This window comes from Caballeronia sp. GAFFF1, from assembly GCF_023630705.1.
In the GTDB taxonomy this organism is placed as follows: Bacteria; Pseudomonadota; Gammaproteobacteria; order Burkholderiales; family Burkholderiaceae; genus Caballeronia.
On sequence record NZ_JALQEM010000037.1, the window covers coordinates 31,649 to 53,549 of the forward strand.

The following is a 21,901-nucleotide window of genomic DNA, read 5'->3' on the forward strand; positions in this document are numbered from 1 at the left end:
ATTAGCTCCGGTCAAGAACGAAATCGTACTGCGCCTCGCGATACGGGCCGCTCATATTGAAACGACGAGCGCATTCATCGCCAGCCGGCCGCTCACGGTAGCGCACCATCAGTGAAGGCTTAACACCGAAAACCGCGTCGGACCCAAGGTATTGATCGTTCTCATCGAAGACATGAGTTACGAGCGTTCGATGCCCGGGCGCGTCAATCATGAAGTGCAAGTGTGCGGGCCGCCACGGATGCCGACCTGTCGCATCAAGCATCTTGCCGACCGGACCGTCCGTTGGAATTGGATAGCTGACAGGCAAGATCGTGACGATTGCATAACGCCCTTCGGCATCCGTACGGTACCGGCCACGCAGGTTGCCCAACGGCTGGGCAGTGTCTTGGCCAGAGTACATGCCATTCTGGGCCGTCTGCCAGACGTCGAGCACCGCGTTGGGAATCGGAATTCCATCCGTGCTGCGAACGTGACCATGGACGACAGCGGGCGAGCCATCCGTGAAGGCCATGTTCTCGCCATACGCACGCTCGGGCATGCCCTCGATGTAGAACGGACCAAACACCGTCGTGTCGGTTGCGCCGGTCGCTACGCGATGGTTTATTGCATCGACGAGCATGGAGACGCCTAGCGTGTCAGACAAAAGGATGAACTCCTGACGCACCACGTCATCGCACATTTTCCCCGTCTGTGTAAGGAAGCGGATGGCGGACATCCATTCCGCCTCTGTCGGCTCCGTCTCGCGAACAAAGGCATGAATGTGTCGCACGAGGCTTTGCATCAAGGTGCGCAAGCGCGCGTCCGGCGTCCTTGCGAAGCTGGCAACGACCTGCTCGGTCAGGGTCGCATCGCTATCGTCGTGTCCTTTTGTCACGTCTGTCTCCCATTCTATTTGGCGGCTCAGTGCGGTGACCGTCCTTCCCACGCGTCCTGCAGCAGAGCACGAATCGCCGCGCGCTCTATCGGCCGCGGATTCGCATAAGGGTTCTCACAGGCCAGATCGGCTGCCTCGTCGAGGCCTTCCCGGGGCATACCGATATCCGCGAGTGCCGCAGAAATCCCTAGCGTCTCGTTTAAGTTGAACAGCAGCGGACCGGCCTCCGCGGCATCGCTCCCGCCCAACGCCCGCGCGACACGACGCAACGCCTCGGGCGCCGCAGCGTGGTTGTAATTCGCCGTATGCGGCAACATGGCCGCATGCGTCTGTGCGTGCGGCAGGTTGAAAGTGCCGCCCAAGGTGTGGCACAGCTTGTGATGAATCGCCATGCTGACCGCGCCGAGGCAGGTTCCCGCGAGCCACGCGCCGTACAACGCCCGGCTACGCATTTCGCGGTCGTCCGGCGTGCTCGCAATCACCGGCAATGCTTCGCCAAGCGCGCGGATGGACTCCTCGGCCATCAGGCTGATGACGGGGTTCGCGTCCTCGGCATAGAGCGCCTCCACCGCATGCGCCAGTGCATTTACTCCCGAGGCAGCGGAAATACCGGGAGGGAGCGACAACGTCAGCGAGGGGTCATAGAGAACGGTGCGCGGCAACACCCTCGCATCGCGGCCAGTGCGCTTCAAACGGCCTTCTGTGAGGCCATAGATTGGCGTCATCTCGGACCCTGCGTAGGTGGTTGGCACAGCGAGGATGGATAGGGACGACTCCAGTGCTATCGCCTTCCCCAGTCCGATGGTGGATCCGCCACCAATCGCGATGCAACAATCAGCCTCCAGTTCCCGGGCCGTCTCGCGTGCCGCGCGGGCAACCTCGACCGGAACGTGCATGACCGCCTCGGCACAGACGCCCGCCGCGCGGTCGCCAAGTACGTCCGCCACATGCTCAGCTAGATGGCGCTGCTCGGGCGTTGACAGGATAAGCGCGCGCCGCGCGCCGAGCTTCGTCAACTCGTCGGGCAGCTTAGCGAGCGCGCCCCATTCGAAGACAACACGCGAAGGGGTTCCCTGATAGACGAAGCGCTCCATAAAGACCTCAGCGCTTGAAGTGCGGCGGCACGTTACCGTCGACGTTGACCCACACCGACCGGGCTTCGGTGTAATCGTGCATTGCTTCGAAGCCCATCTCGCGGCCGTAACCTGACTTACCTACACCGCCGAACGGGCTTCCTGGGTTGACGCGCTTGTAGCAGTTAATCCAGCACATGCCGGCCTCGATTAGCGACGCGGTTTTGTGCGCCCGAGAAAGGTCACGGGTCCAGAGGCCGCTGCCCAGACCGTATTCCGTCGAGTTCGCGATGGCCAGCGCTTCTTTATCACTGCCGAAGCGCAGAACCGTCACAAACGGACCGAACACCTCTTCCTGGGCGATACGGTCGGACGCGCTCTTCGTCTCGATAACCGTTGGACGGACGTAATAACCATTAGCCAGCGCGGTATCCTGTGGGGCGCTACCGCCCGTGAGGACACTTCCGCCCTGTTCCCGTGCCACATCGACGAACGCCAGCACCCGGTCCAGATGCTGCTTCGACGTGAGCGGACCCATTTCTGTCTCTGCGTCGAGCGGGTTACCGATACGGATTGACGAGGCCAGTGAGACGAAACGCTCGAGGAACTCGTCGGCGATGCGTTCATGCAGGACAAGACGCGAGCCGGCAATACAGGCCTGCCCCTGATTGTGAAAGATCGCCCACGCGGCGCCGTTGATGGCAGCGTCGAGATTGGCATCGTCGAATACGATGTTCGCGCCCTTGCCGCCGAGTTCAAGTTGCACGCGCTTCAGGTTGCCTTGCGACGCTTCAACAATTCGGCGGCCGGTGGCCGTCGAACCCGTGAATGAGATTTTCCCAACACCGGGATGTTCGGCGAGCCGCTGACCGGCGGTGTGGCCGTAGCCCGTAACGATATTCACGACGCCTTCAGGGAAGCCGACCTCCGCCATGAGCTCGACAATGCGCAACGTCGAGAGGGGCGTGATTTCTGAAGGCTTTAGCACCACCGTGTTGCCTGCAGCGAGAGCTGGCCCCATCTTCCAGCTGGTGAACATCAGCGGAAAGTTCCACGGAACAATCTGCCCCACTACGCCTATGGGTGCGCGCTGCACGTAGTTCAGAAAACCCGTTTCTACGGGAATTACGGAGCCCTGCAGCTTATCTGCCATGCCACCGAAGTAGCGGAAACACGCGGCTGTACGCGGCACGTCGAGCGAGCGCGAATCGCGAATCGGGTGGCCGGTATCGAGGGATTCGAGCTGCGCTAATTCCTCGGCGTTCGCCTCGATGGCGTCGGCAAGGCGCAGCAGAAGCCGGCCGCGCTCAGCTGCCGGCATCCTCGACCATTTCTGAAACGCGCGGGTTGCGGCCTCGACCGCAAGGTCGACATCTGCCGCAGTCGCCGCCGCGATTTTTGTGATGAGAGAGCCGTCGTGCGGGTTCAGCACGTCGATGGTGCCGCGGTCGATGGCGTCAACGAAGCGCCCGTCAATGAAGAGTTGGGTTTGCATGAATCTTCCTCGATTTATTGCTGAGTAACTGCTTAGAACTCGATGGGATAGGGAGCGAGTTCGCCGCTCTCGTAACGCTGTGGGAGATTCGGCGTTGCGTTTTCCCAGACAAGCAGCATCGAGCGTTTCGTCGAATAGCCTTGATGGCGGATGTCGGCCGGCATCGCGCAGATGTCGCCGGCACGCATGGTGATTCGAGCACGCGGCGCGCCGGTGTTCTTGTCCCCGATATCCCAGACGATTTCGTCGGAGAGCTGCAGAAACCACTCGACGCGATCGTTGCCGTGGAAAACCGGCAGAATGAACTCTTCGGTCGTTGGGCAGAACAGGCTGAGGCCGCAAACGGACGTCACTGACGGGTTCCACGTCACGTCGGAACGCGAGAGGTATTTGAAGAGATTGAAAGCGTGAAGCTCGCCTTCGAAGCCCGGTTCGACATGCACTTCCGGCTCGTCTTGCACGACATCGAGGAATGCGCGATTGACTGGCAGCTGATCACGCAGTGGTGAGTCGCCCTCCAAACCAGGCATACGGCGCGTCGCAATGCGCGTACGTTCGATGGCGGCGTCATTCTCACCATGTTTGCGGCCAAATGCCGTTCCGGTTTCGTCCGGCGCTGCGAACGGGTCAAAGCCTTCGTTCGTCCAGTCGTGCAGAATGGCCTTGAAGGTTGCCATGATGGTCGGCGTTTCGAATGTCTCGGTGTAGTCGACGCCCGCTTCCTTCATGATGCCGTTGAAGCTGCCTGCGTACACATCTACCTTGCCGTAGTGATTGCGCGTGCCGAAAACATGGTCGAAGTTAACCCAGCCGTAGAAGAAGCCCCATGCCACGTCGCGCATCATTGCGCGCAGGAAAGCGTCTGCCGGCACCGCGTGCGTGCGCGTCTGACCTTTTGCGGGCCAACTGATCTTCACGAAATATTCGTCGCGCTGAAATTCGAATTCGCCGAGCTGAAAGCGGCGGTAGCCAGTAATGGCATCGGGCTCCGTTAAACGCACCGTGTCGGCTGCGAAATCTGCGGAATGATCAAGGGTGTCGAGGGTGGCCATAACTTGTCTCCTGGAATCTTCGAATGTTGGCTGTCGGCATTCAGTGCAAACAGATATCTGCCCACTTCTCTACGGACAGCTCACCGAGAATGGTCTGCACAAGCGCGACGCCTGGTTTGCTGGCGACAAAACGGTACGCGCAGCCTGCGGGCAACAGCGCCTGGTGCCCCTTGCGCAGGACGACGTGGCCCACCTTGCGGCCGGCAGGCTGAGCGCCTGCGCCTACGGTGCCTCGTCCCAACTTTGGGGCGCTGTCGAGCTTGATGAATTCGATCTGAACTTCACCGTCCATCTGGATAGTGAATTCGTCGTGAGCACATGCGAACCAGGGCGAAACGCCTTCGGTCCGGAGCACTTCGATGACGTATTCGAGATTTTTGCCGGCGACGACCTTTTCGTAGGGTGCCGATTTGGACGCCACCTCGAAGACGTTCGAGAAGGCGTAGTGATGAGCGCTTCCGCTCGTGATCTCAATGTCGCCTTTTTTGTAGTTATCGAGCGAGCCAAAGACGGTGTGGAATGCTGTATCGGTCATTGCTGTCTCCTGTGTTGAACTCCTTGTTAGGTTCAACTCTAGGGGCAATGGCTCAGAGCAACAACCTGCTGGATTGCGACTACGGCATTTGCGATTTTCGAATAATGGCCTGTCCGGTTTGCTTGCTTACCGCACCCACCCACGCTCAAGCAATGGCACATCCCACGAAGGCTCGCTACCCAAGTATTCGGCAAGGAATTCCACAAGCGCCTTGACCTTCAATGCCTGCCGCTGCGTCGCGGGATAAACAGCGGCAAAGGTCAGCGGCGACAGCTCATAGTCCGTGAGAATAGGCACCAAAGTGCCCTTCACGAGCGCTTCGCTTGCGACCAAGGTCGGCAGACACACGACGCCACCACCGGTCAGAGCGTAATCCCGGAGCAGATGGACGGAATTCGAACGAATCATCCCCGGCAGTTCCATCTCCACGACCTCGGAACCATGCTTCATCGTCCAGCGATTGCGTGAGGGATATCCCGAATAGAGTGCAGTCGTGTGCTGCAGTAAGTCACGCGGATGCTGCAACGCGGAATGGCTATCTAGGTAGACGGGGGACGCACAAAAAAGACGCCGGACGGTAAATAACCGCCGCTCGATGAGTGACTCGGAAATCGGCGGAAAAATCTGGAACGCGATATCGAACCCTTCTTCGACGGGGTCGACAACGCGGTCATTGACGATGACGTCAAGCTGGATTCCGGGATAGCGCCGGTTGAACTCGGCAAGCGGCGCCCCGAAGTGGCCAAGCGCGAAGCCTGGAAGCATCTGGATGCGCAAACGCCCTGTCGGCGTGGCGCGGAGCTCGCGCATTTGGTCAGTGAGCTCATTGACTCGGCCCACGACCTCCGCACATTCCCGATAGAAAGCCTCGCCGACCTCGGATAGCCGTACATGGCGCGTGCTGCGGTGGAAGAGGGGCGCATTGACGAACTTCTCAAGCTGTTGGATGCGGTTCGTCACTACCGAACTCGTCACACCAAGCTGCCTGGCTGCTTCCACGAAGCTGCTTGCCTCCGCCACTCTTACAAATGCCTCGATGCTTAGAAAGCGGTCCATGCGGCGCCTTTCCCTCCTCGCAAAATGCCAGTTTATACGGACGAGACGGCCAACTGCGTAAGAGAGAAGACGTCACACGGCACTTACTTCGAGTCAATGTCGAAAGTACGCCCGCGAGCACCTCGGCCCTTCAACTCCGGGAAATGGGCAAGCTAGACGCCACGCCGCAAGCGATCGTCGCTCACAGCATGCTTATTCACGCCCTGAATGGACACGCTTGTGTGTGGGACTGCGGGCGACGAAGTGGAAAGGGTGACCAGCGGCTGGTTGGCCCGCGTTGAGGCGGCGTTCGGGCGCAACATGTTTTCATCCAACAAAATGGGCAGCATGCGGGAAGACAGACGGGCTGGGTGCGAAGCGTCTTTCACCGCGATAATACCGCGGCGGCGTATAAAAGCCGCCGCCTACTTGACGTCTGTACTACCGCGGCTGGTCTCCCGCAGCAAGCCCCGCTCGCACGACCGAACGGCGCTGCAGGACGGCCGGTGCCGTTTCCTTCAAAAGCATGCTTACCACGATGCCCAGAACGACCGCGCACATCGGCAGCCAAAGAATATTCTGGATACCAAAGTGAGCCGCGACGTAGCCACCCATCGCCGGCGCAATGCCGCCGCCAAAGATCTCACCCACGCCTACCACGGCGCCAATCGACGTCGAGACGAGTCCGATCGGGGCGGCTTCAGTCGCCACTGGTCCCGAGAGCAGCGAAACTAGGCCGAGCGTGAAGAACGACGCAACAAAGAGGGCCGCGAACAGCGCAAGCGGTTGAGGGCCGAGGCCGCGGAAAATATAGAGCACCACAGCAGTCCCCGCGAAGCCCAAGATGCTCGCCAGGCGGCGTCCGACGAAGTCTGACAAACCGGGCAAGCCGAATTGCCCAAGAAAGCCACCGAAGCCGATAGCCGAGACAACAAGGCCCATTTTCTGTGTATCAAGCGACAGGTAACCGGTGAGATAAAGTGGCATCAGCGCGCCAAGAACAAAGACACCGGTCATCGCGCAGCACAACGCGAGCATGGCGACGAGAATGTTTCTGCTTTTGAAGACATGACCTAGCGATGCCGGCGCATGCTCCGAAGCGACCGCTTCGACCACTTTCGGTTCACGGATGACGAAGAACATAATCGCCCCGAGAACCAGGCCTGGAATGGCCACGAGAGCGAACACCCACCGCCAGGTGACAAAACTTAGCAACTGCGTTGCGATAATGGGCGACAATGCCAGCCCGAAGAGCGCGAAACCGCTCTGCTGCAGGCCAAGGTTCAGGCCGCGGCGACGCGGATGCGATGCGTCCGCCGTTGCAGCGAAGCTCGTCGGACAGAACGAGCCCTCCGCGATCCCCATCAGACCTCGGATCGCGATAAGGCTGAGCAGTCCACCGGCAACCCCCGAAAAGCCAGAAAGCAGCGAAAACGCAATGATGGCGGGAATCAAGACCTTACGGCGCCCAATCTTGTCAGAGATACCGCCCATCAGCGCTGCGAATACGCCCCAAGAGAGCCCAAGCACGCCGATGCAGTTGCCTACGTCCTGCGCAGTGAGGTTGAGGTCCTTCATGATCGAAGGAAAAAGCGGCGCGATGAGCCAACGGTCCAGGCCAACGAGGCCGAAGCCCAGCGCCAGCAGCGTTACTGCCTTCCATTCGTACGCGGTATCCCAGTCGTTTCGTTTCATTTCCGTCTCCGTGAACATTGGCTTGTGCCGGTGCACCTGCAATCGCCTGCGTGAATGCCAATGTTTTGTTATGCGAATCCAATCGCTAGGTATGGTCGACCGTCCGGCACTGGTAAGACCCGGCTCGCCCAATCAACGCCATAAAGATAGGTTCACGGGTAGCTTTGGGGTATCGAAGAACAAGCGAATGCGACATTCGGGAAATGCGAATAATCGGTGGGCAAAGGCGGAAGGCGTTCCCTAGAAAGCAGGAAGGGACGACGACCGGGGAGAAAATCGCGTTGGGTCGAGGTGCCAAGGGGAATCCCCGATATACAATTTTGGCGAGCACCACACCCCGCTTATTGCGAGGAAATGGGGTCCTTGATTTCTGCTCGATGAATCCGCAGACTTTCGTGGAGCAGGCGCGCTGCCGCGCACGAGGCTTTTGGAAACGGAATGCCGCGTGCCCACGGGCGCGTGGTCATCGGTCTGGGACGACTTGCTCCATAATGGGCAACCAATCCATTCTTGAGCGCTTGCAATGACGCTAAAAGACAAACGAGTCGTCGTACTCGGCGGCACTTCCGGCATTGGCTTTGCCATTGCCAAAGCGGTAGCGGAGTCTGGCGGTACGCCCGTCGTGGTTTCGCGAAAACCTGAAAGCGTTGAAAGCGCTATTGGCCGCCTACCTTCCGGAGCGGAAGGTCACACCGCCGATGTCACTAGTGAAACCGAGGTCGCAGCGTTATTCGAAAAAATCGGAGAGATTGATCACATCGCGTATACCGCCGCCGACAATGTAGTGACTGGCCCCCTCAGTGACATGGACCTCGGTGTCGCTCGCGATTTTCTTGGTGCCCGCTTTTGGGGACCGCTGACCGTCGCAAAATACGGTGCGCGACACATTCGCCCCGGTGGCTCAATCGTGCTCACGTCAGGCATCGCGGGTGCGAGACCACCGGGGCCCGGTTGGGCGATGGGCGCCGCAGTCTGCAGCGCGATAGACGGACTTGCCCGTGCGCTCGCCATCGAACTTGCACCTATTCGAGTTAATGCGGTTGCGCCGGGGTGGACGAGAACGCCCGTCTGGCGCGCCATTCCAGAGGACGCGCGGGAAGCGCTTTTCGCCGAAGTCGGGGCCAAGCTGCCGGTGGGCCGCGTCGCCCTGCCAGAAGAAATCGCGGCGTCTTACCTCTTCCTGATGGAATCGCCATACACCACTGGCCATACCGTGGTAAGTGACGGCGGCAGCTTACTTGTCTGATCTTCAGGTACGCGGTCGAGCGCCAAGAGCACTATCAATGCGTGGTTAGCGGATGGCCGTTACGGATCTAGCGGGAGACGCGCGAATTTCCGTGTCACCGAGGCCCGGTTAGGGACCGGCAATACTCATTTGCGGCGCCCGGAAGCCGACGTTGAGGCGCACAGGCTCGCCAATGACGGCTAGTTGACGTGCAGCAGCCGTACGACGCTTTACTCGCGAGCGTCGGCTATGGCCGACGACCGAAAATCCCCCTGTCATTATGGATGGCCGGTTACGGCGTGTACCCGACGTCCGAACGTCCGAGTGGCGCCGCGTGTGAGCGGCCGCTACTGTTTAGGGTTGTAGGACGCCTGCCCTAACCTTCGGGACCATCAAATCGCGCTGACACGAGCGGGCAGGTGTCGTACAAGCCCCAAGGGAGGAAACCGCGGAGTGCTCTCGCATCGTCTGAACCGTTTCGCGATATGGCGAATGGCCGATTACATCAGGAGCGTGGTGAGCGATAACGCGGATGCTTGCAAGATCAAGTCATTGCAATCGCGGCGACAAGTCGGCGCCACATCACAATCTCGTCGGTCGAAGCAATTCCGAACTGGCCTTTTAACGCGACAAGCGCAGGCGTCTGCTATCGGCTCCCGCTGCCGAGAAGCCGACGGTTCAAGTACGTGCGCCGACGCGATAACGTTCATGTTCGGGCCCACTTAGAAGGTGGCGCCCGGATGGGTTTGCTGCGTTCAAGCACTTCGAGGATGATCATCGGCGAGCCGCAGTGTCGGCAAACGAAGGGGGGTAATACAGGCGCGGTGTCGACGAGGACGGAACCAGCTTCGCTACGGGTCGACAGGCTACTGAGCAACTCGCGGATCCTCACCAGATTTTCACGGCGCACGGGGTTTGCCAGCAGGCCGTAATGGCGAATGCGGTGGAAGCCCTCGGGCAGCACATGCAGCAAAAACCGGCGCGCGAACTCATCGGCTTCGAGCGTCATGGTCTTGTTACGCGTTCGGCCCTTCACACGATAGTCCTTCCAACGGAAGCTGACGCGATGTTCGTCGAGAGCGATCAACCGCTGGTTGGATATCGCAACTCGGTGCGTGTAGCGCGACAGATAAGCCAACACCGCTTCGGGTCCCGCAAACGGGCGCTTTGCATACACGACCCATTCACACGCGCGCATTGGCACCAACCACTTTGCAAACGCGTCCACATCGTTGAGCGCAGCGTATTCTCCGAAGAAGCGCAACTTGCCGAGACGATAGTTGGCCTCAAGTTCTTCGAGGAAGCGTCGTCGGAACAAACGTGAGAGCACGCGCACTGGAAGGAAGAAACCCGACTTGCACGCGACCCATCGATGTCGGTCCGGCGACAAGCCACCGCCAGGCACAATGCCGTGCACATGCGGATGGTGCGTGAGCGCCGATCCCCAGGTATGCAGAACTAAAGTGGCACCAATCTGTGCTCCGAGATGCTTGGAGTCCGCGGCAATGACGCGCAGCGTCTCGGCTGCAATATCGAACAACATCCCATACATGACGGATTTGTTGTAATACGCTATCGCACTGATCTCGGCGGGCAGCGTAAAAACCACGTGGTAGTACTCGACAGGCAGGAGATCCGCTTCACGCGCCTCAAGCCATCGACGCGCCGCACTTGCCTGGCACTTCGGACAATGTCTATTGCGACATGAGTTGTAGGAGATCTCGACTCGAGCACAGCCTTCGCAGCGAAGCACGTGGCCTCCCAGCGCCGCGCTGCGGCACCGTTCGATTGCCGACATAACCTTCAGCTGACCCAGGCTCAGGTTGGCGGATTGCCGCCATGCTGGGCCAAGCGAGCGAAAGACGTCAGCCACCTCGAGCGCACCGTGTGCCACGGCGTCGGCTTATTCGGTGCGCAGATTCTCAAGAGGGCTCACTACCTCACGCAGAATATCGGTGGCTACCTGGGCATAAAGCGCTGTCGTCTCGAGCTTCTTGTGCCCGAGCATGACCTGGATCACGCGGATATCGACCTTCTGTTCGAGCAGATGCGTGGCAAAACTATGGCGCAATGTGTGCATCGACACGCGCTTGTCGATTCCAGCAGCCTGAGCCGCGGCATGGACCGCGCGGTTGAGTTGGCGCGTGCTGAGCGATTCGATAGGATTGAGGCCAGGAAACAGCCAGCCACCGTCGAGCATCTTGCCCTGGGCTCGGGCGACGCGCCACCAAACCCTCAGACGGTCGACCAAGATCGGCGACAGCATCGCGTATCGATCCTTCTGGCCTTTGCCCTGCTCAACGCGCAGCGTCATACGCTGGCTATCGATGTCGGCGACCTTCAAAGCCACCACCTCACTTGCGCGCAATCCTGTGCCGTAGGCGAGCGCCAGCGCGGTCTGATGCTTAAGATTGCCCGCTGCCGCGATCAGTCGACTCACCTCATCGCGGCTCAGTATGACCGGCAAGGTACGCGGGAGATAAATCGGACGCATCTTGGCCATTAACTCCTCGTGACCAAGCGTCGTACCAAAGAAGAATTTGAGGCCAGTGATGGCTGCGTTCAGGGAAATCGGCGACACGCCGTGATCAACCAGATGCAGTTGATAGCGCCGCAAATCCTCGACCGTCGCGGTATCGGGCGAGCGACTCAGGAAGACGGTGAAATCTCGAACCGCGCGCAGGTAATTGGCCTGTGTCTTTGGCGCGAGTCGGCGCATGCGCATATCGTCCATCATACGTTGGCGCAACGGACTGACGCTCTGAATGGCAGTAGTCATGGCTGGGCTCCAGTTGGGAGATGAGGCAGACCGCCTCATCTCCCAACATAGGAAACTGCGCAGGTTTCCTATGACGAACCGCCATGTTCAACCGGAGTGAATACCGCGCGAGCGGTTTAGTCCACTGGCCGTGAGCCGCCCCACGCGCCTTGGCCGGCTGATCCGCCGTTACGCAGTTTGAATCATCGTCCGTTCAACGGCTGTTGAGTCACCAGTGCCGACCTCCCCCGTAGCGGCTGCGCCGCTGGGCTCGTGCGTCTCGCCGCCAAGCTTCGCGCTGCCGACCGCCGCCGCAGGCTCCACCGGAGCATGTACTCAGCGCGACCCAACACGCCCCGATTTCACAGACGTCACATGCACAATTCTCGGCCAAAGCGCATTCGCCAAGCGAACAACCAGGCGCGCAGCCGTCATCGCTACCGAGGTAGACGAATTCGGCTTGGCGTACGACCGCCGGGTGACGTGCGAGTCCGGCGTTGCGCTCACGGTAGTGATGCCACGCACAGAGATCAAGGCGCCGCCGGAGCAGCTTAAGGCCCATCGTCAGCCCGTGCCGTTCGATCGGCCGAAAGCCAAAGTTTGAACAACTCTGCCCACCGGTTTGGATGCGATACGCACATGCAAAGCCCTTCCTGGGAGAAACGTAGCGCTGGTAGAGTCGAATACCTTCCAAAACCAATGAAGTCAGCATGGGCGTTCCTGGAAGCGTTGCAGGGCGAAGAGCACGTTGCATACCCATCCCACCGCCTTTCTGTTGCGAAGCGACTTTGCTTGAGCGCTGGTCGGCTCAACCGGCTGGTTATGAACTCGGACCGCTAGCCCACTAGAGACTAAACGCGGCAAGGCGCAGGTGAACGGTAGAAACTGGCCGGTTGTCGCAGTCGCCGAAGATCGCGCTGCCTGCGGAACCGGCGTTAAGTCGTCCCTATCCTGCGATCGTCAACTGGTGGCGGGACGGCAACTACCCCTCGCGCGCGCAAACCGACGCTTAGAAGGAGGCCCGCTCGGTTGAGCCGGCACAGCCCATATCGGTGGTATGAAGGAGACAAGCCCGCTATGAACCCTTAGCGCTTAACAGCAACTGATCTTCTCCCTGCCTCACATGAGCAACATCGAGCGGGATGCCGCGAATCTTGGTGCTGATGCCCGCCACCGGCTTCGACACAGCCGGGCAAAGCCAGTAAGCGACGCGCTTTACGAGTGGTTGGTTACGCAGCGCAAACTCGTTTCCGACGGCTCCGCCATTGCTAAGGCTTTGGAATACAGCCTGAAGCGCTGGCAAGCGCTGACTGGCTATCTCGAAGACGGGCTTGTACCAATCGACAACACTTGGGTCGAAAATCAGATACGTCCATGGGCCATCGGACGGTCCAACTGGTTGTTGGCAGGGTCGCTTTGTGCTGGCCAAGGCAATCGGCGCCGGAGAGCTGAACCGGCTGAAAGCGATGGCCGGCGCGGAAGACGTGACCGTCAACGAGGGTGAGTGAGATGAGCGAGCAAACTGAGCAGCGGACGGAGGCATGGTTCGCCCAGCGGGCAGGCAAGGCAACTGCCTCGCGGTTCCTGGACGTCGTCAGCCTGACCAAGGCGGGCAAGCCTACTGCCGCGCGAGAACGCTACATGCGGGAGATCGTCTTCGAACGCCTGAGCGGCACGCCCAAGCACTCGGTCGGCGCGCTGTCGCTGAAGTGGGGGACTGACGTCGAGCAGTTCGCCCGCGAGGCTTACGAGGTGAAATGGGGCGACGTCCTTAAGGAAACCGGCTTCGTCACTCACCCCGACTATCCATTCATTGGCGGCTCGTGCGATGGACTGATCGGCGACGAAGGGGTCATCGAAATCAAATGCCCGCACGACGAACAGGTGCACATTGAGACGTGGCTGAATGGCATGTCGCCGGACCATCGGCCACAAGTGCAAGGCAACCTGCTCGTGACCGGTCGGAAGTACGCGATCTTCATCAGCTACGACCCGCGCCAGAACGAACGCTTCCGCCTGTACTACCAGCGCATCGAGCGCGACGACACTTACATCCAGCAGATCCTCCTGCCCGGCCTTCCCAGTTCAACGCCGAGGTCGAGCAGATGATCGCCGAACTGAACCGCCGGGCCGCGTGAGGACGACATGAGCGAGATCGCAAACAAGCGCGCGCTGGTCGAGAAAGCCCACGCACTGGTCAAGACCAACCAGCCGACTCTGGAGCATCTGAGCGCGGTCGCTGATGCGCTCGCTCAAGTCGCAAGCGACCTGATCGGCGACCAGTGCACGGTTCACCTGCGCGTGCGCCGTGGCGCTGTCGAGGCGGCAATCGAACGAGCAAGAGCAACAGCATGAACACCGCAGACATCAGCGACGCAGCGGCGCTTCAGAGCGCCGTTCTCGTCCCTTCCATCGTAGGCATCGCGACGACGCTGATCGTCGCTCTCTCACAAAACATCCTGCTATGAAAACGCCCGCACAAAACTTCGACCTGCGCCACATCGACACCAGCGGCGCACTGACGCTCGAAGAGCGCCGCGCGGTCCTCCGGCAGCGGCAGCGTCAGGCGCTCGGCTTTACCGTCCCGAAGGTCGTCATCGGCAAGTACTGGGTGCCCGACAGCGTCGCGCGCCAGTTCGCCTACATGAACGTCGGCAGCAAGTAGCTCCCGAAGAGTCTCACCGACGCTGGGTCAACCGGCGCGCACAAGAACGCATGAGGCCACCGTATTCCCGAGGAACTCCACACGTCCGCCTCCCTCCCGATCATCCTCATTTGGGTCTCTTCGCATTGCTCGTTTGCGTCTTCGTGCATGGCGCGAAGATGGTGAAGCGATCTATGGATGCGGTCGAGGCATTCAGTGGCCTTTGCCCGCATCCGACGACGAAAACACCGGATCACCAGCGGCGCAGTGATGAGGCCCGATGACGTTGCTCGCCCGCTGTGTTGCGGCAGCCTACCCAGGACGACGCACGCTATCGCCGCCGACCGCAGAGAACGTCCTGAAGTCTGCACGAAGAACTTTGACGGGCGAATTCATGCCAGTCATTACTTTCCGGGTCGCCATTGAAACGATCCGTTGGAGATTGACTAGCAACGCCTTGTTGTCCCCTTCGAGCGAGCCGTCCGAACCAAAAATATCGGACAGGCACTCGTGTGTAACTTGAATCCGGAACGTCTTACGGGAAATACGCTGGTTGAAGAAGAGATCTCCTTCCAAACGCAGCACAGGCAGTAGAGGCGGTGCATTCATGATGGAACGTCCTAGTAGCGATGCGCACTGCAACAACCATTCGATAGAGGGCTCGATTGGTTGCACCGCGTGGGTTTAGCTGCAACTCAACGTCTATAGAGCCGAGCGCGCCTACGTGCGTAGGCCGAGCCGCGGTTGTATGCGTCTTCTTCGGTAGGAAACATAACTGCGCTGTCGTGGCGGGCCTCGGTGATTCTCGGTCCCGTCAGGTCTATATCGACAACCGTGAAGGCAAAGCCGCCGGCAACAAGCGGGTGTACCACGACGTGGTACTCGTGATTTCCAACCTTGATCAAGCGCGACATGACGAATTCCATTCCGTAGCGAAACACAAGGGATCATTCATTGTGCGCACTTTGTGGGCCAAGAAATTACAGCTTAAGAAGCCCCCTCCTATTTCGACCTCGAATGACTGATGCGCAGGCTCATGTGAGCGAAAACGACTCGTGGGCACGCAGTTAGCGGCGCACTAGTCCGGCTATGCCGACTACTTAGAACTCGGCGTGCAAAAGCGAGGAGAAAGCGCGACAAGAAAACATCAGACTACTCGGCGACCGAAACATGGCGACCGAGGGGAAAGAACGTTCAGGCTGGCGCGGAATCAACGTTATCGTCGTTAGCGCAGCCGTCGATGAACCTCTTGGCTTGCCGTTCGGCATACCTGAAGCCGTCGTCGGGCGTAAGAAAGTTCAGTTGCTCGGGAAGGCTAACAACCGGCGCAGCGCCCGAGTCAAACGAAAGAATCGACCAAGAGACCGCGTACCGGACCTGCTGGCCGTCAAGCGACGGCGTTTTGCTAGAAACGACGCGCACGTCGATGGTGTACCCGCGATAGGGCACACAAGATTGGTTTTCCATGCTCACTCCCTTTGCACACCTTGAGCGGCATGTGTGACCACTATACGCGCTGTCTGAGTCGCGCGCCCGGAGATGACAACCGCTCGCTGCCGAGAACCGCAGCGAGTGATACACACGCGGTCAATTCTCGGAGTCGAGCACAACATCGATAGCAGCGTGCCCGGCAACCTCTCCGACCAGATACGCCCATCGCTCGGTGAAAGGGCCATTACGCAGCTTCACGCTCTTCGCTCGTGCGCCAAGCACCCGGATGTTCTCGGCGCCCGTTATGTGAACCGTCACATCAAACACATCCTCCGCAGCAGGAGTCAGCTCCACATGAATCTCGAAACCTCGGTACTCGATCACCCTGTTCATAACCCCTCGGATGGCAACCAAGACTAGCACGAGGGCTCGACGAACGAGCAATTAGTCACAGCATGAACGCAGCAGACATCGGCGACGTACCGGCGCTCATACCAGCGCCGCAATGAATAACGAGGCATGAAATGAGCTCGGATCAATGTGCATCAATCGGAGAAAAGAAATGACGATGCGCCTTCCGCTCGCACATGCGTCAGTGACCACCACGCCAATGCTACTGCCCGGAAAACAGGCGATCGACGTAATCCATCGCCGCATGCCTGGCCGCATTCAAGACTTCATCCGGGCTAGCGTAAGCGTCGTCACGGCGAGCGCAGCGGGCTATGGTCCCACATGGCTCGGATCGTTCGCGAAGTACAACCACGATTCGTCTTTGTGGAGAACAGAGCCGCGAGTAGCCGTTCGCTCGTCAAGGCGAGTTCGCCGGCCGCTTACGCAAGACGTGCTGCGTCGCTTCGAAGAACCCGGCCTCGATCCGGCCAATCCGCTCATCGCCATGTGGGCGAGCGCTCCGGTCGGCAGAAGCCTGTCGTGAGGCTTGGGCTGTCGTTGCTTAAGGGCATGCGCGAAGGCGCGGCCGAGCGAATCGAAACGGCCATAGCCGTGAAGCCGCTTGCAGGCGTGAGCGACCTCGCGCGGCGCGCGCAACTCGACCGCCGCGACCTGCAGGTGCTCGCAGCAGCCAACGTGTTGCAGTCGCCTGCAGGGAATCGTCGAGAAGCACGATGGCAGTCGGCTGCCGCGGTGCCCGACCACGACACGCTCGCTGATACGCGCGTCGACGACGAAACGCCGACGCTGGGTGCGCCGTCGGAAGCGCAGGACGTCGTGAGCGACTACAACTCGGCGGGCCTGACGCTGGGGCGTCATCCATTGTCGCTGCTGCGGCCGGTGCTGCTAGAACAGCGGCTGGTGTCGGCGTCGACTTTACGTACCTACCGGAACGGGCGTCTCGCGCGAGGCTGCGGGCTCGTGACCGTGCGGCAGCGGCACGGCACGGCAAAAGGCGTCATGTTCGTGACGCTCGAAGACGAGACGGGCAACGTCAATGTCATTGTCTGGCCCTCCCTGCTTGAAAGGCAGCGGCGTGAAGCGTTGGGCGCGTCATTGCTCGCCGTGAACGGCACATGGCAATGCGAAGGGGAGGTCCGACATCTGGTCGCACAGCGACTCGTTGACATGTCGCATCTTCTCGGCGGATTGACGGCGGTTAGCAAGAACTTCTGCTAAAAGCGGCGCCAGGGTGACGGACGACAGCGACTTACCGACGGAGACGAGCCTTGGACCTTTGGGGATCGCAATGACTGCCCTTCCTCGCTAGCTAGGACACTGCCTTAGAGATACGCAGCTTCTCGGCCTTAGCGAATGTTCAGCGACACACGCTGGAACGGCTGTTGCACGAAGGAGACCGGCCATTCATATCGCCTCCGTGTCGAACGCCAGCCACCATCCACGTGAATGGGCGAGTTCGACCCAGGTTGTGTGGAAACTTGATGGAATTACGATGCCGCGCATGCCCGCGCCCCCAGCGGCGCATTTGGCTACGTTTGCGCCCATTACGGTGATGACGAGGGTGAGCGTCTCGGGTGCGTTCTAAAGAACGCTTGATGGCTTTATTTAGGACCTGCGAGGTCCTCACGCACCCACCATCCGCATTGCCTTCATCGTCTTTTTGAAACCTAGGATTCTCAGCACTCGCGTGAGATTGTAGGCGAGTACGTTCAGGCTCATCTCGGTACCTACGTTAGGCAACCTGCGCGTCAGGAAGTGCGTGTAGCCCATCCAGTGCTTGAAGGTTCCAAAGACATGCTCAACGGTTCGCCTGCGCACCGTCATCGCGTCGGGCGTCTTGTCGAGCCGGCGTTGCACTGCCTCCAGCACCGACTCATGCTCCCATCGACTTATCCGTCGTTGGCCGCTGGGAGTGCACTGTGACTTCATTTGGCATTGCGAACAGGCGCTGCTCCAGTATCGACGTAGCTGCATCCCGTGTTCCTCGCTGGTGTATCGGTAAATTGCCCGCTGTCCAGCTGGACATTGGTATTCGTCGTCCCGCGCAATGTAGATGAAGTCTGCCTTGTCGAACCGGCCATGGTATTTCGCACCTGATGTTGTCGGCTTCGGCAGCATGACCGCAATCCCCGCATCGGCGCACTCCTTGATCTGAGTTCCGGTGTAGTAACCACGATCGGCGACTGCCCGCAGCCTTGTCTTGCCCATCGCGTCACGCGCAGCTTTTGCCATGGGGCTTAGCTGTGCCCGGTCACTGACAGAGTTTGTGACCTCGTGCGCCACGATGAGATGGTGCTTGGCGTCAACGGCCACCTGCACGTTGTACCCCACCATTCCCGAGCCCTTGCCGCTCGTCGCCATGGAGCGCGCGTCGGGATCTGTCATCGAGAGTTGGCCATCAGGCTGCGTTTTGAGTTGCTCCTTGATCTGATCGAGGCTCCGCATTTGCTCGCGTAAGCGCGCGATCTTATCTTGCAATCGGACCGTCTTCGCTTCGAGCTCCGCGGGTTGCGTACGATCGGCAGTCTCCAGCGCGCTCAGATACCGCTGGATACTCTCTTCGATCTGCTTCTGGCGCTTGTCGACTTTACCCTCGGTGAAGTTGCGATCCCGCGTATTGACTGCCTTGAACTTGCTACCGTCAATGGCGACCAGCGCTTGCGAGAACAGCTTCAGCTCACGGCAGAGCGTCACGAAGCGGCGACACACGTTGCGAATGCCGGTACCGTTGTCACGACGAAAATCGGCTATGGTCTTGAAGTCCGGCGCCAGTCGGCCCGTGAGCCACATCAACTCAACATTGCGCTGGCATTCGCGCTCAAGACGCCGGCTTGATTGAACCCGGTTGAGGTACCCGTAGATATAGATCTTCAGGAGCACTGCTGGATGATAGGACGGGCGACCTGTAACCGACGGCATTGCGCCATCGAAGCCCAATGATGCAAGGTCAAGCTCTTCAACAAATGCCTCGATAACCCTTACCGGATTGTCCTCAGCAACAAAGTCATCGAGGCATTCTGGAAGCAGCGTCACCTGCTTGCGATCTTCACCTTCTATGAATCGCTTCATCCGGTCACCCATCTGAATCAGATAATCCAGTTTAGGCGATCGACGTGTTTTCACACAAGCTCGACCCGGTGCAGTCATCCGCTTGCCGGCCACTAATGGCAGAACTCAACAGTACAGCGGACCTTTGGCAAGGTGAGCATCAGGTGCAGAACTTCCTTCGCCGATGCGAGGCATCGGGTGCTACAAACAACGAAAATACGTCGTTAAAGTTAAGGCGATTTCTGAGCACGGCCGGCGTTGAGCAACCAGCACGCGCCAAGAAAACGAAATATCCGTCCCGCACTGCCGCAGTAAGTGAGAAAACTGTTGTGTTCTCATCGCGGCGCGCGGAGTCGATTGGCCACGTCGCCACTTTGTTCATCAGACGACGAAACGCCCGCATCCGCCGGTCATGTCAGTGATCGTTTCTCAAAGGATTTCCTTCCAGTGACCCGTCAGACGCGTCGCGGCAGGAGCACCAAGTCGGCCGCTTCCTCGGCATCTTTGAGGAGCGTCTTGCGCGGCACGTTTAGCTGCGCACGCATGGTTAGCCCACGCGCTAAATCCGTGACTTGAATTGCGCGCGCGCCGACGGGAAAGTCAGATGGGATTTCTCCCGCGCGGATTGCGTCGCGGAAACGACCTTCCACCAGCGCGGTGCCTCCAGCAGCCGCGCTTTGCAGGAACTGCCGGACCTCGGGGTCGTCCACAAGCGGCGCGACGCAAATCAGCAGGCAGCCCCGGGCGGACCCTTTCTCGGTCGCACTTTCGACGGCGTACCTCAGAAAACCTGTGATCGAGTCGCGAAGACTCTGTGGTGAGAGGAGTGCCTTCGTGGCCGACGCGCCTTTCCGTTCCGCGTATGCCTTAAGGACCCGCAAGAATATCGCCCGCTTGTCCCCAAAGACGGCATACAGGCTCGGCCGTCCCACCCCCATCCCGGCGACGAGATCGTCAATCGTCACTCCGTCGTAGCCTTTCGACCAGAACACCTGAGTCGCCTTTTCAAGCGCCCCTGTCTCGTCGAAGCTGCGCGGTCGGCCCCTCGGCCTAGTAGCATTTTGAATCATTTAGTTCAAAACTCCTTGACACTCGTCACTGCGAAAATATATAACTGAACAGTTCTAAATTGGCAAGTCGTCCGTGGCCTCGCGTGGCCTCACGACTCTACCTTCCCCCCTAACCAATGAGACGCCCATGGAACATTCGATCGTGCTCGTCACCGGTGCCACCTCCGGGCTGGGTTATGCGGCTGCCCGCAAACTTGCCGGAGAGGGCTGGTGCGAGATCATCGTCACTGGCCGTAGGCTGGCTCGGGTCCAGGAAACGGCCGCTCAACTCGCAGCGGAAACTAAAAGACAGGTCTTCACGCCGCTGGAGCTGGAATTGGACACGCCGGCCAGCGTCCGGTCCGCGCTCGCGGAACTCGTCAAGCGAGGTCAGCCGATCCAATTCCTACTGCTCAATGCAGGGATGGTCCCTGGCAAGGCGCGCATGATCACTGCAGAGGGGGTCGAGGCTTCTCAGGCCCCGCTCATCGGCCATCATCAATTGACTGTCGGGTTGCTCCGCGCCAACCTACTGAGCCCCAACGCGCGGATTGTCATTACCAGCGCGGAGCCTGCCCGAGGGGGCGTACCCATGTTCAAGTACACCGACGTGGACGCACTCGCTGCCAAATATCACGGAGGCGACCTGACCGCTGCTATGGAAGCGCTAATTCGCAATGAGCCGAACGTGAAGTATGTGCCCAACAATGCGTATGCCGACGCGAAGCTCTTGGTCGCTTGGTGGACTGCGGCGCTGGCGCGGCGGCTACCCTCTGGCATGGCCGTGTACGCTGTCTCTCCCGGTGCGGCGACTGCGACCAACGTTTCGCGACAAGCTAGTCTAGCCGTGAAGTATCTGTTTATCCCGATCGCGAACCTCATTCCCGGCATGAATCAGACGCCGGAGACGGCAGCGGGCCGGTACATCCAGGCCTCGAAATTCGGAACCGAGGTCTCAGGGCAATTCTTCGCCTCCGCTCAAGGGAAGTTCTCAGGCCCAATTGAGGTGCAGCTACACCCACACCTCCTCGATGGCGCTAATCAAGAAGCCGCGTGGCAGGCCGTCGTCAACGTCTCTGGCGTCAACTGGTCGTACGCGGAATCCTTACGCGCGGTGTCCTGAAGCCGCGCCGGTTGCGGCGAAATGGGCGCAGTTGCCATAATCAGCGGGAGATAGCCGTAGACCGTAACAAAAGTGACACCGTTGATGATAATTGTGTCACCACGCACGCGGCAATCGACACGCTACCACCGGATGGCGCTGAGGAGCGGCCGCGGCAAACACCGCCGCGGCTGGCTGCGAACTACCGGTGTCGACCCATATGCGACGCTCGTGCGTTCGCTGTCTCAAGGTCGGCTGTCGGCACGGGAGCCGCCTATCACGAAGCGCTCGGGCATGAGGCGCTACTTCGGTTCTCTGCTGACAACGAGGATCTGCGGGTGAACGCGGCGGCGGGAATGTGTCTACTGCCTGTCGCAGCGCAGGCGAAGTAAAAAGGGCGATGGTCGATGCTCGCGCTTCCCCGCGGTGCCGCTCGTCCGGAAGATTGCGTCGGAAATTTGAGCGCCGGAGGCA

General features: G+C 59.8%; 20 protein-coding genes and 2 pseudogenes. 7 read left to right on the forward strand and 15 right to left on the reverse strand.

Going from position 1 to position 21,901, the window contains the following annotated elements; all coding sequences use genetic code 11:
* Position 1: 1 nt before the first annotated feature.
* The 7 genes from NCR37_RS22335 to NCR37_RS22365 all read right to left on the reverse strand — a co-directional run bounded on the left by NCR37_RS22335 (position 2) and on the right by NCR37_RS22365 (position 7,759).
* Positions 2-874: an intradiol ring-cleavage dioxygenase gene (locus NCR37_RS22335; protein ID WP_250474998.1), complete on the reverse strand. Its 873-nt coding sequence runs from the start codon at positions 872-874 to the stop codon at positions 2-4.
* Between the two features lie 26 nt (positions 875-900).
* On the reverse strand, positions 901-1,968 hold the full coding sequence (locus tag NCR37_RS22340; RefSeq protein WP_250474999.1) for a maleylacetate reductase: 1,068 nt from the start codon (positions 1,966-1,968) through the stop codon (positions 901-903).
* A gap of 7 nt (positions 1,969-1,975) precedes the next feature.
* A complete protein-coding gene (locus NCR37_RS22345) occupies positions 1,976-3,442 on the reverse strand; it encodes an aldehyde dehydrogenase family protein (RefSeq protein WP_250475000.1) in 1,467 nt (488 codons plus the stop codon).
* Between the two features lie 32 nt (positions 3,443-3,474).
* Complete coding sequence (locus NCR37_RS22350; RefSeq protein ID WP_250475001.1) at positions 3,475-4,494, reverse strand: hydroxyquinol 1,2-dioxygenase; 1,020 nt, start codon at positions 4,492-4,494, stop codon at positions 3,475-3,477.
* Between the two features lie 40 nt (positions 4,495-4,534).
* Positions 4,535-5,029: a cupin domain-containing protein gene (locus tag NCR37_RS22355; protein ID WP_250475002.1), complete on the reverse strand. Its 495-nt coding sequence runs from the start codon at positions 5,027-5,029 to the stop codon at positions 4,535-4,537.
* 126 nt (positions 5,030-5,155) lie between these two features.
* Positions 5,156-6,085, reverse strand: a complete 930-nt coding sequence (locus tag NCR37_RS22360; RefSeq protein ID WP_250475003.1) for a LysR family transcriptional regulator — start codon at positions 6,083-6,085, stop codon at positions 5,156-5,158.
* Between the two features lie 420 nt (positions 6,086-6,505).
* Positions 6,506-7,759: an MFS transporter gene (locus NCR37_RS22365; protein ID WP_250475004.1), complete on the reverse strand. Its 1,254-nt coding sequence runs from the start codon at positions 7,757-7,759 to the stop codon at positions 6,506-6,508.
* A gap of 523 nt (positions 7,760-8,282) precedes the next feature.
* On the opposite strand from NCR37_RS22365, the gene NCR37_RS22370 reads away from it, so the two are divergent.
* The gene (locus NCR37_RS22370; protein WP_250475005.1) at positions 8,283-9,005 is read left to right on the forward strand and encodes an SDR family oxidoreductase; all 723 of its coding nucleotides are present in this window, start codon (positions 8,283-8,285) and stop codon (positions 9,003-9,005) included.
* Between the two features lie 685 nt (positions 9,006-9,690).
* Here NCR37_RS22370 and NCR37_RS22375 read toward each other — a convergent pair.
* From NCR37_RS22375 to yidD, 3 genes are all read right to left on the reverse strand, one after another.
* Positions 9,691-10,878: an IS91 family transposase gene (locus NCR37_RS22375; protein WP_502800573.1), complete on the reverse strand. Its 1,188-nt coding sequence runs from the start codon at positions 10,876-10,878 to the stop codon at positions 9,691-9,693.
* Positions 10,879-10,887: 9 nt separating this feature from the next.
* Positions 10,888-11,763, reverse strand: a complete 876-nt coding sequence (locus NCR37_RS22380; RefSeq protein WP_250475007.1) for a tyrosine-type recombinase/integrase — start codon at positions 11,761-11,763, stop codon at positions 10,888-10,890.
* Positions 11,764-11,971: 208 nt separating this feature from the next.
* A complete protein-coding gene (gene yidD, locus NCR37_RS28565) occupies positions 11,972-12,502 on the reverse strand; it encodes a membrane protein insertion efficiency factor YidD (RefSeq protein ID WP_350029078.1) in 531 nt (176 codons plus the stop codon).
* Positions 12,503-12,871: 369 nt separating this feature from the next.
* Between yidD and NCR37_RS22385 the strand changes: the two are divergent.
* The 4 genes and pseudogenes from NCR37_RS22385 to NCR37_RS22400 form a co-directional block, all read left to right on the forward strand.
* Positions 12,872-13,171: pseudogene (locus NCR37_RS22385) on the forward strand (IS66 family transposase); the annotation flags it as partial.
* 80 nt (positions 13,172-13,251) lie between these two features.
* Positions 13,252-13,851, forward strand: coding sequence for a lambda exonuclease family protein (locus tag NCR37_RS22390; RefSeq protein WP_250475008.1), 600 nt, complete (start codon positions 13,252-13,254; stop codon positions 13,849-13,851).
* A 36-nt stretch (positions 13,852-13,887) separates the two neighbouring features.
* Positions 13,888-14,097, forward strand: coding sequence for a hypothetical protein (locus NCR37_RS22395; RefSeq protein ID WP_250475009.1), 210 nt, complete (start codon positions 13,888-13,890; stop codon positions 14,095-14,097).
* A 109-nt stretch (positions 14,098-14,206) separates the two neighbouring features.
* A complete protein-coding gene (locus NCR37_RS22400; RefSeq protein ID WP_250475010.1) occupies positions 14,207-14,407 on the forward strand; it encodes a hypothetical protein in 201 nt (66 codons plus the stop codon).
* A 291-nt stretch (positions 14,408-14,698) separates the two neighbouring features.
* On the opposite strand, the gene NCR37_RS22405 is transcribed toward NCR37_RS22400, so the two are convergent.
* From NCR37_RS22405 to NCR37_RS22415, 3 genes are all read right to left on the reverse strand, one after another.
* A complete protein-coding gene (locus NCR37_RS22405; RefSeq protein WP_250475011.1) occupies positions 14,699-14,995 on the reverse strand; it encodes a hypothetical protein in 297 nt (98 codons plus the stop codon).
* 585 nt (positions 14,996-15,580) lie between these two features.
* Positions 15,581-15,853: a hypothetical protein gene (locus tag NCR37_RS22410; protein ID WP_250475012.1), complete on the reverse strand. Its 273-nt coding sequence runs from the start codon at positions 15,851-15,853 to the stop codon at positions 15,581-15,583.
* 120 nt (positions 15,854-15,973) lie between these two features.
* On the reverse strand, positions 15,974-16,210 hold the full coding sequence (locus tag NCR37_RS22415) for a hypothetical protein (RefSeq protein ID WP_250475013.1): 237 nt from the start codon (positions 16,208-16,210) through the stop codon (positions 15,974-15,976).
* A 513-nt stretch (positions 16,211-16,723) separates the two neighbouring features.
* Here NCR37_RS22415 and NCR37_RS22420 point away from each other — a divergent pair.
* Positions 16,724-17,446: pseudogene (locus NCR37_RS22420) on the forward strand (helix-hairpin-helix domain-containing protein); the annotation flags it as partial.
* A 405-nt stretch (positions 17,447-17,851) separates the two neighbouring features.
* On the opposite strand, the gene NCR37_RS22425 reads toward NCR37_RS22420, so the two are convergent.
* Positions 17,852-19,297: an IS1182 family transposase gene (locus tag NCR37_RS22425; protein ID WP_250475188.1), complete on the reverse strand. Its 1,446-nt coding sequence runs from the start codon at positions 19,295-19,297 to the stop codon at positions 17,852-17,854.
* Positions 19,298-19,731: 434 nt separating this feature from the next.
* Positions 19,732-20,346, reverse strand: coding sequence for a TetR/AcrR family transcriptional regulator (locus NCR37_RS22430; RefSeq protein WP_284506981.1), 615 nt, complete (start codon positions 20,344-20,346; stop codon positions 19,732-19,734).
* A gap of 127 nt (positions 20,347-20,473) precedes the next feature.
* On the opposite strand from NCR37_RS22430, the gene NCR37_RS22435 reads away from it, so the two are divergent.
* A complete protein-coding gene (locus NCR37_RS22435; RefSeq protein ID WP_250475015.1) occupies positions 20,474-21,448 on the forward strand; it encodes an SDR family NAD(P)-dependent oxidoreductase in 975 nt (324 codons plus the stop codon).
* The last annotated feature ends 453 nt before the right edge of the window (positions 21,449-21,901 follow it).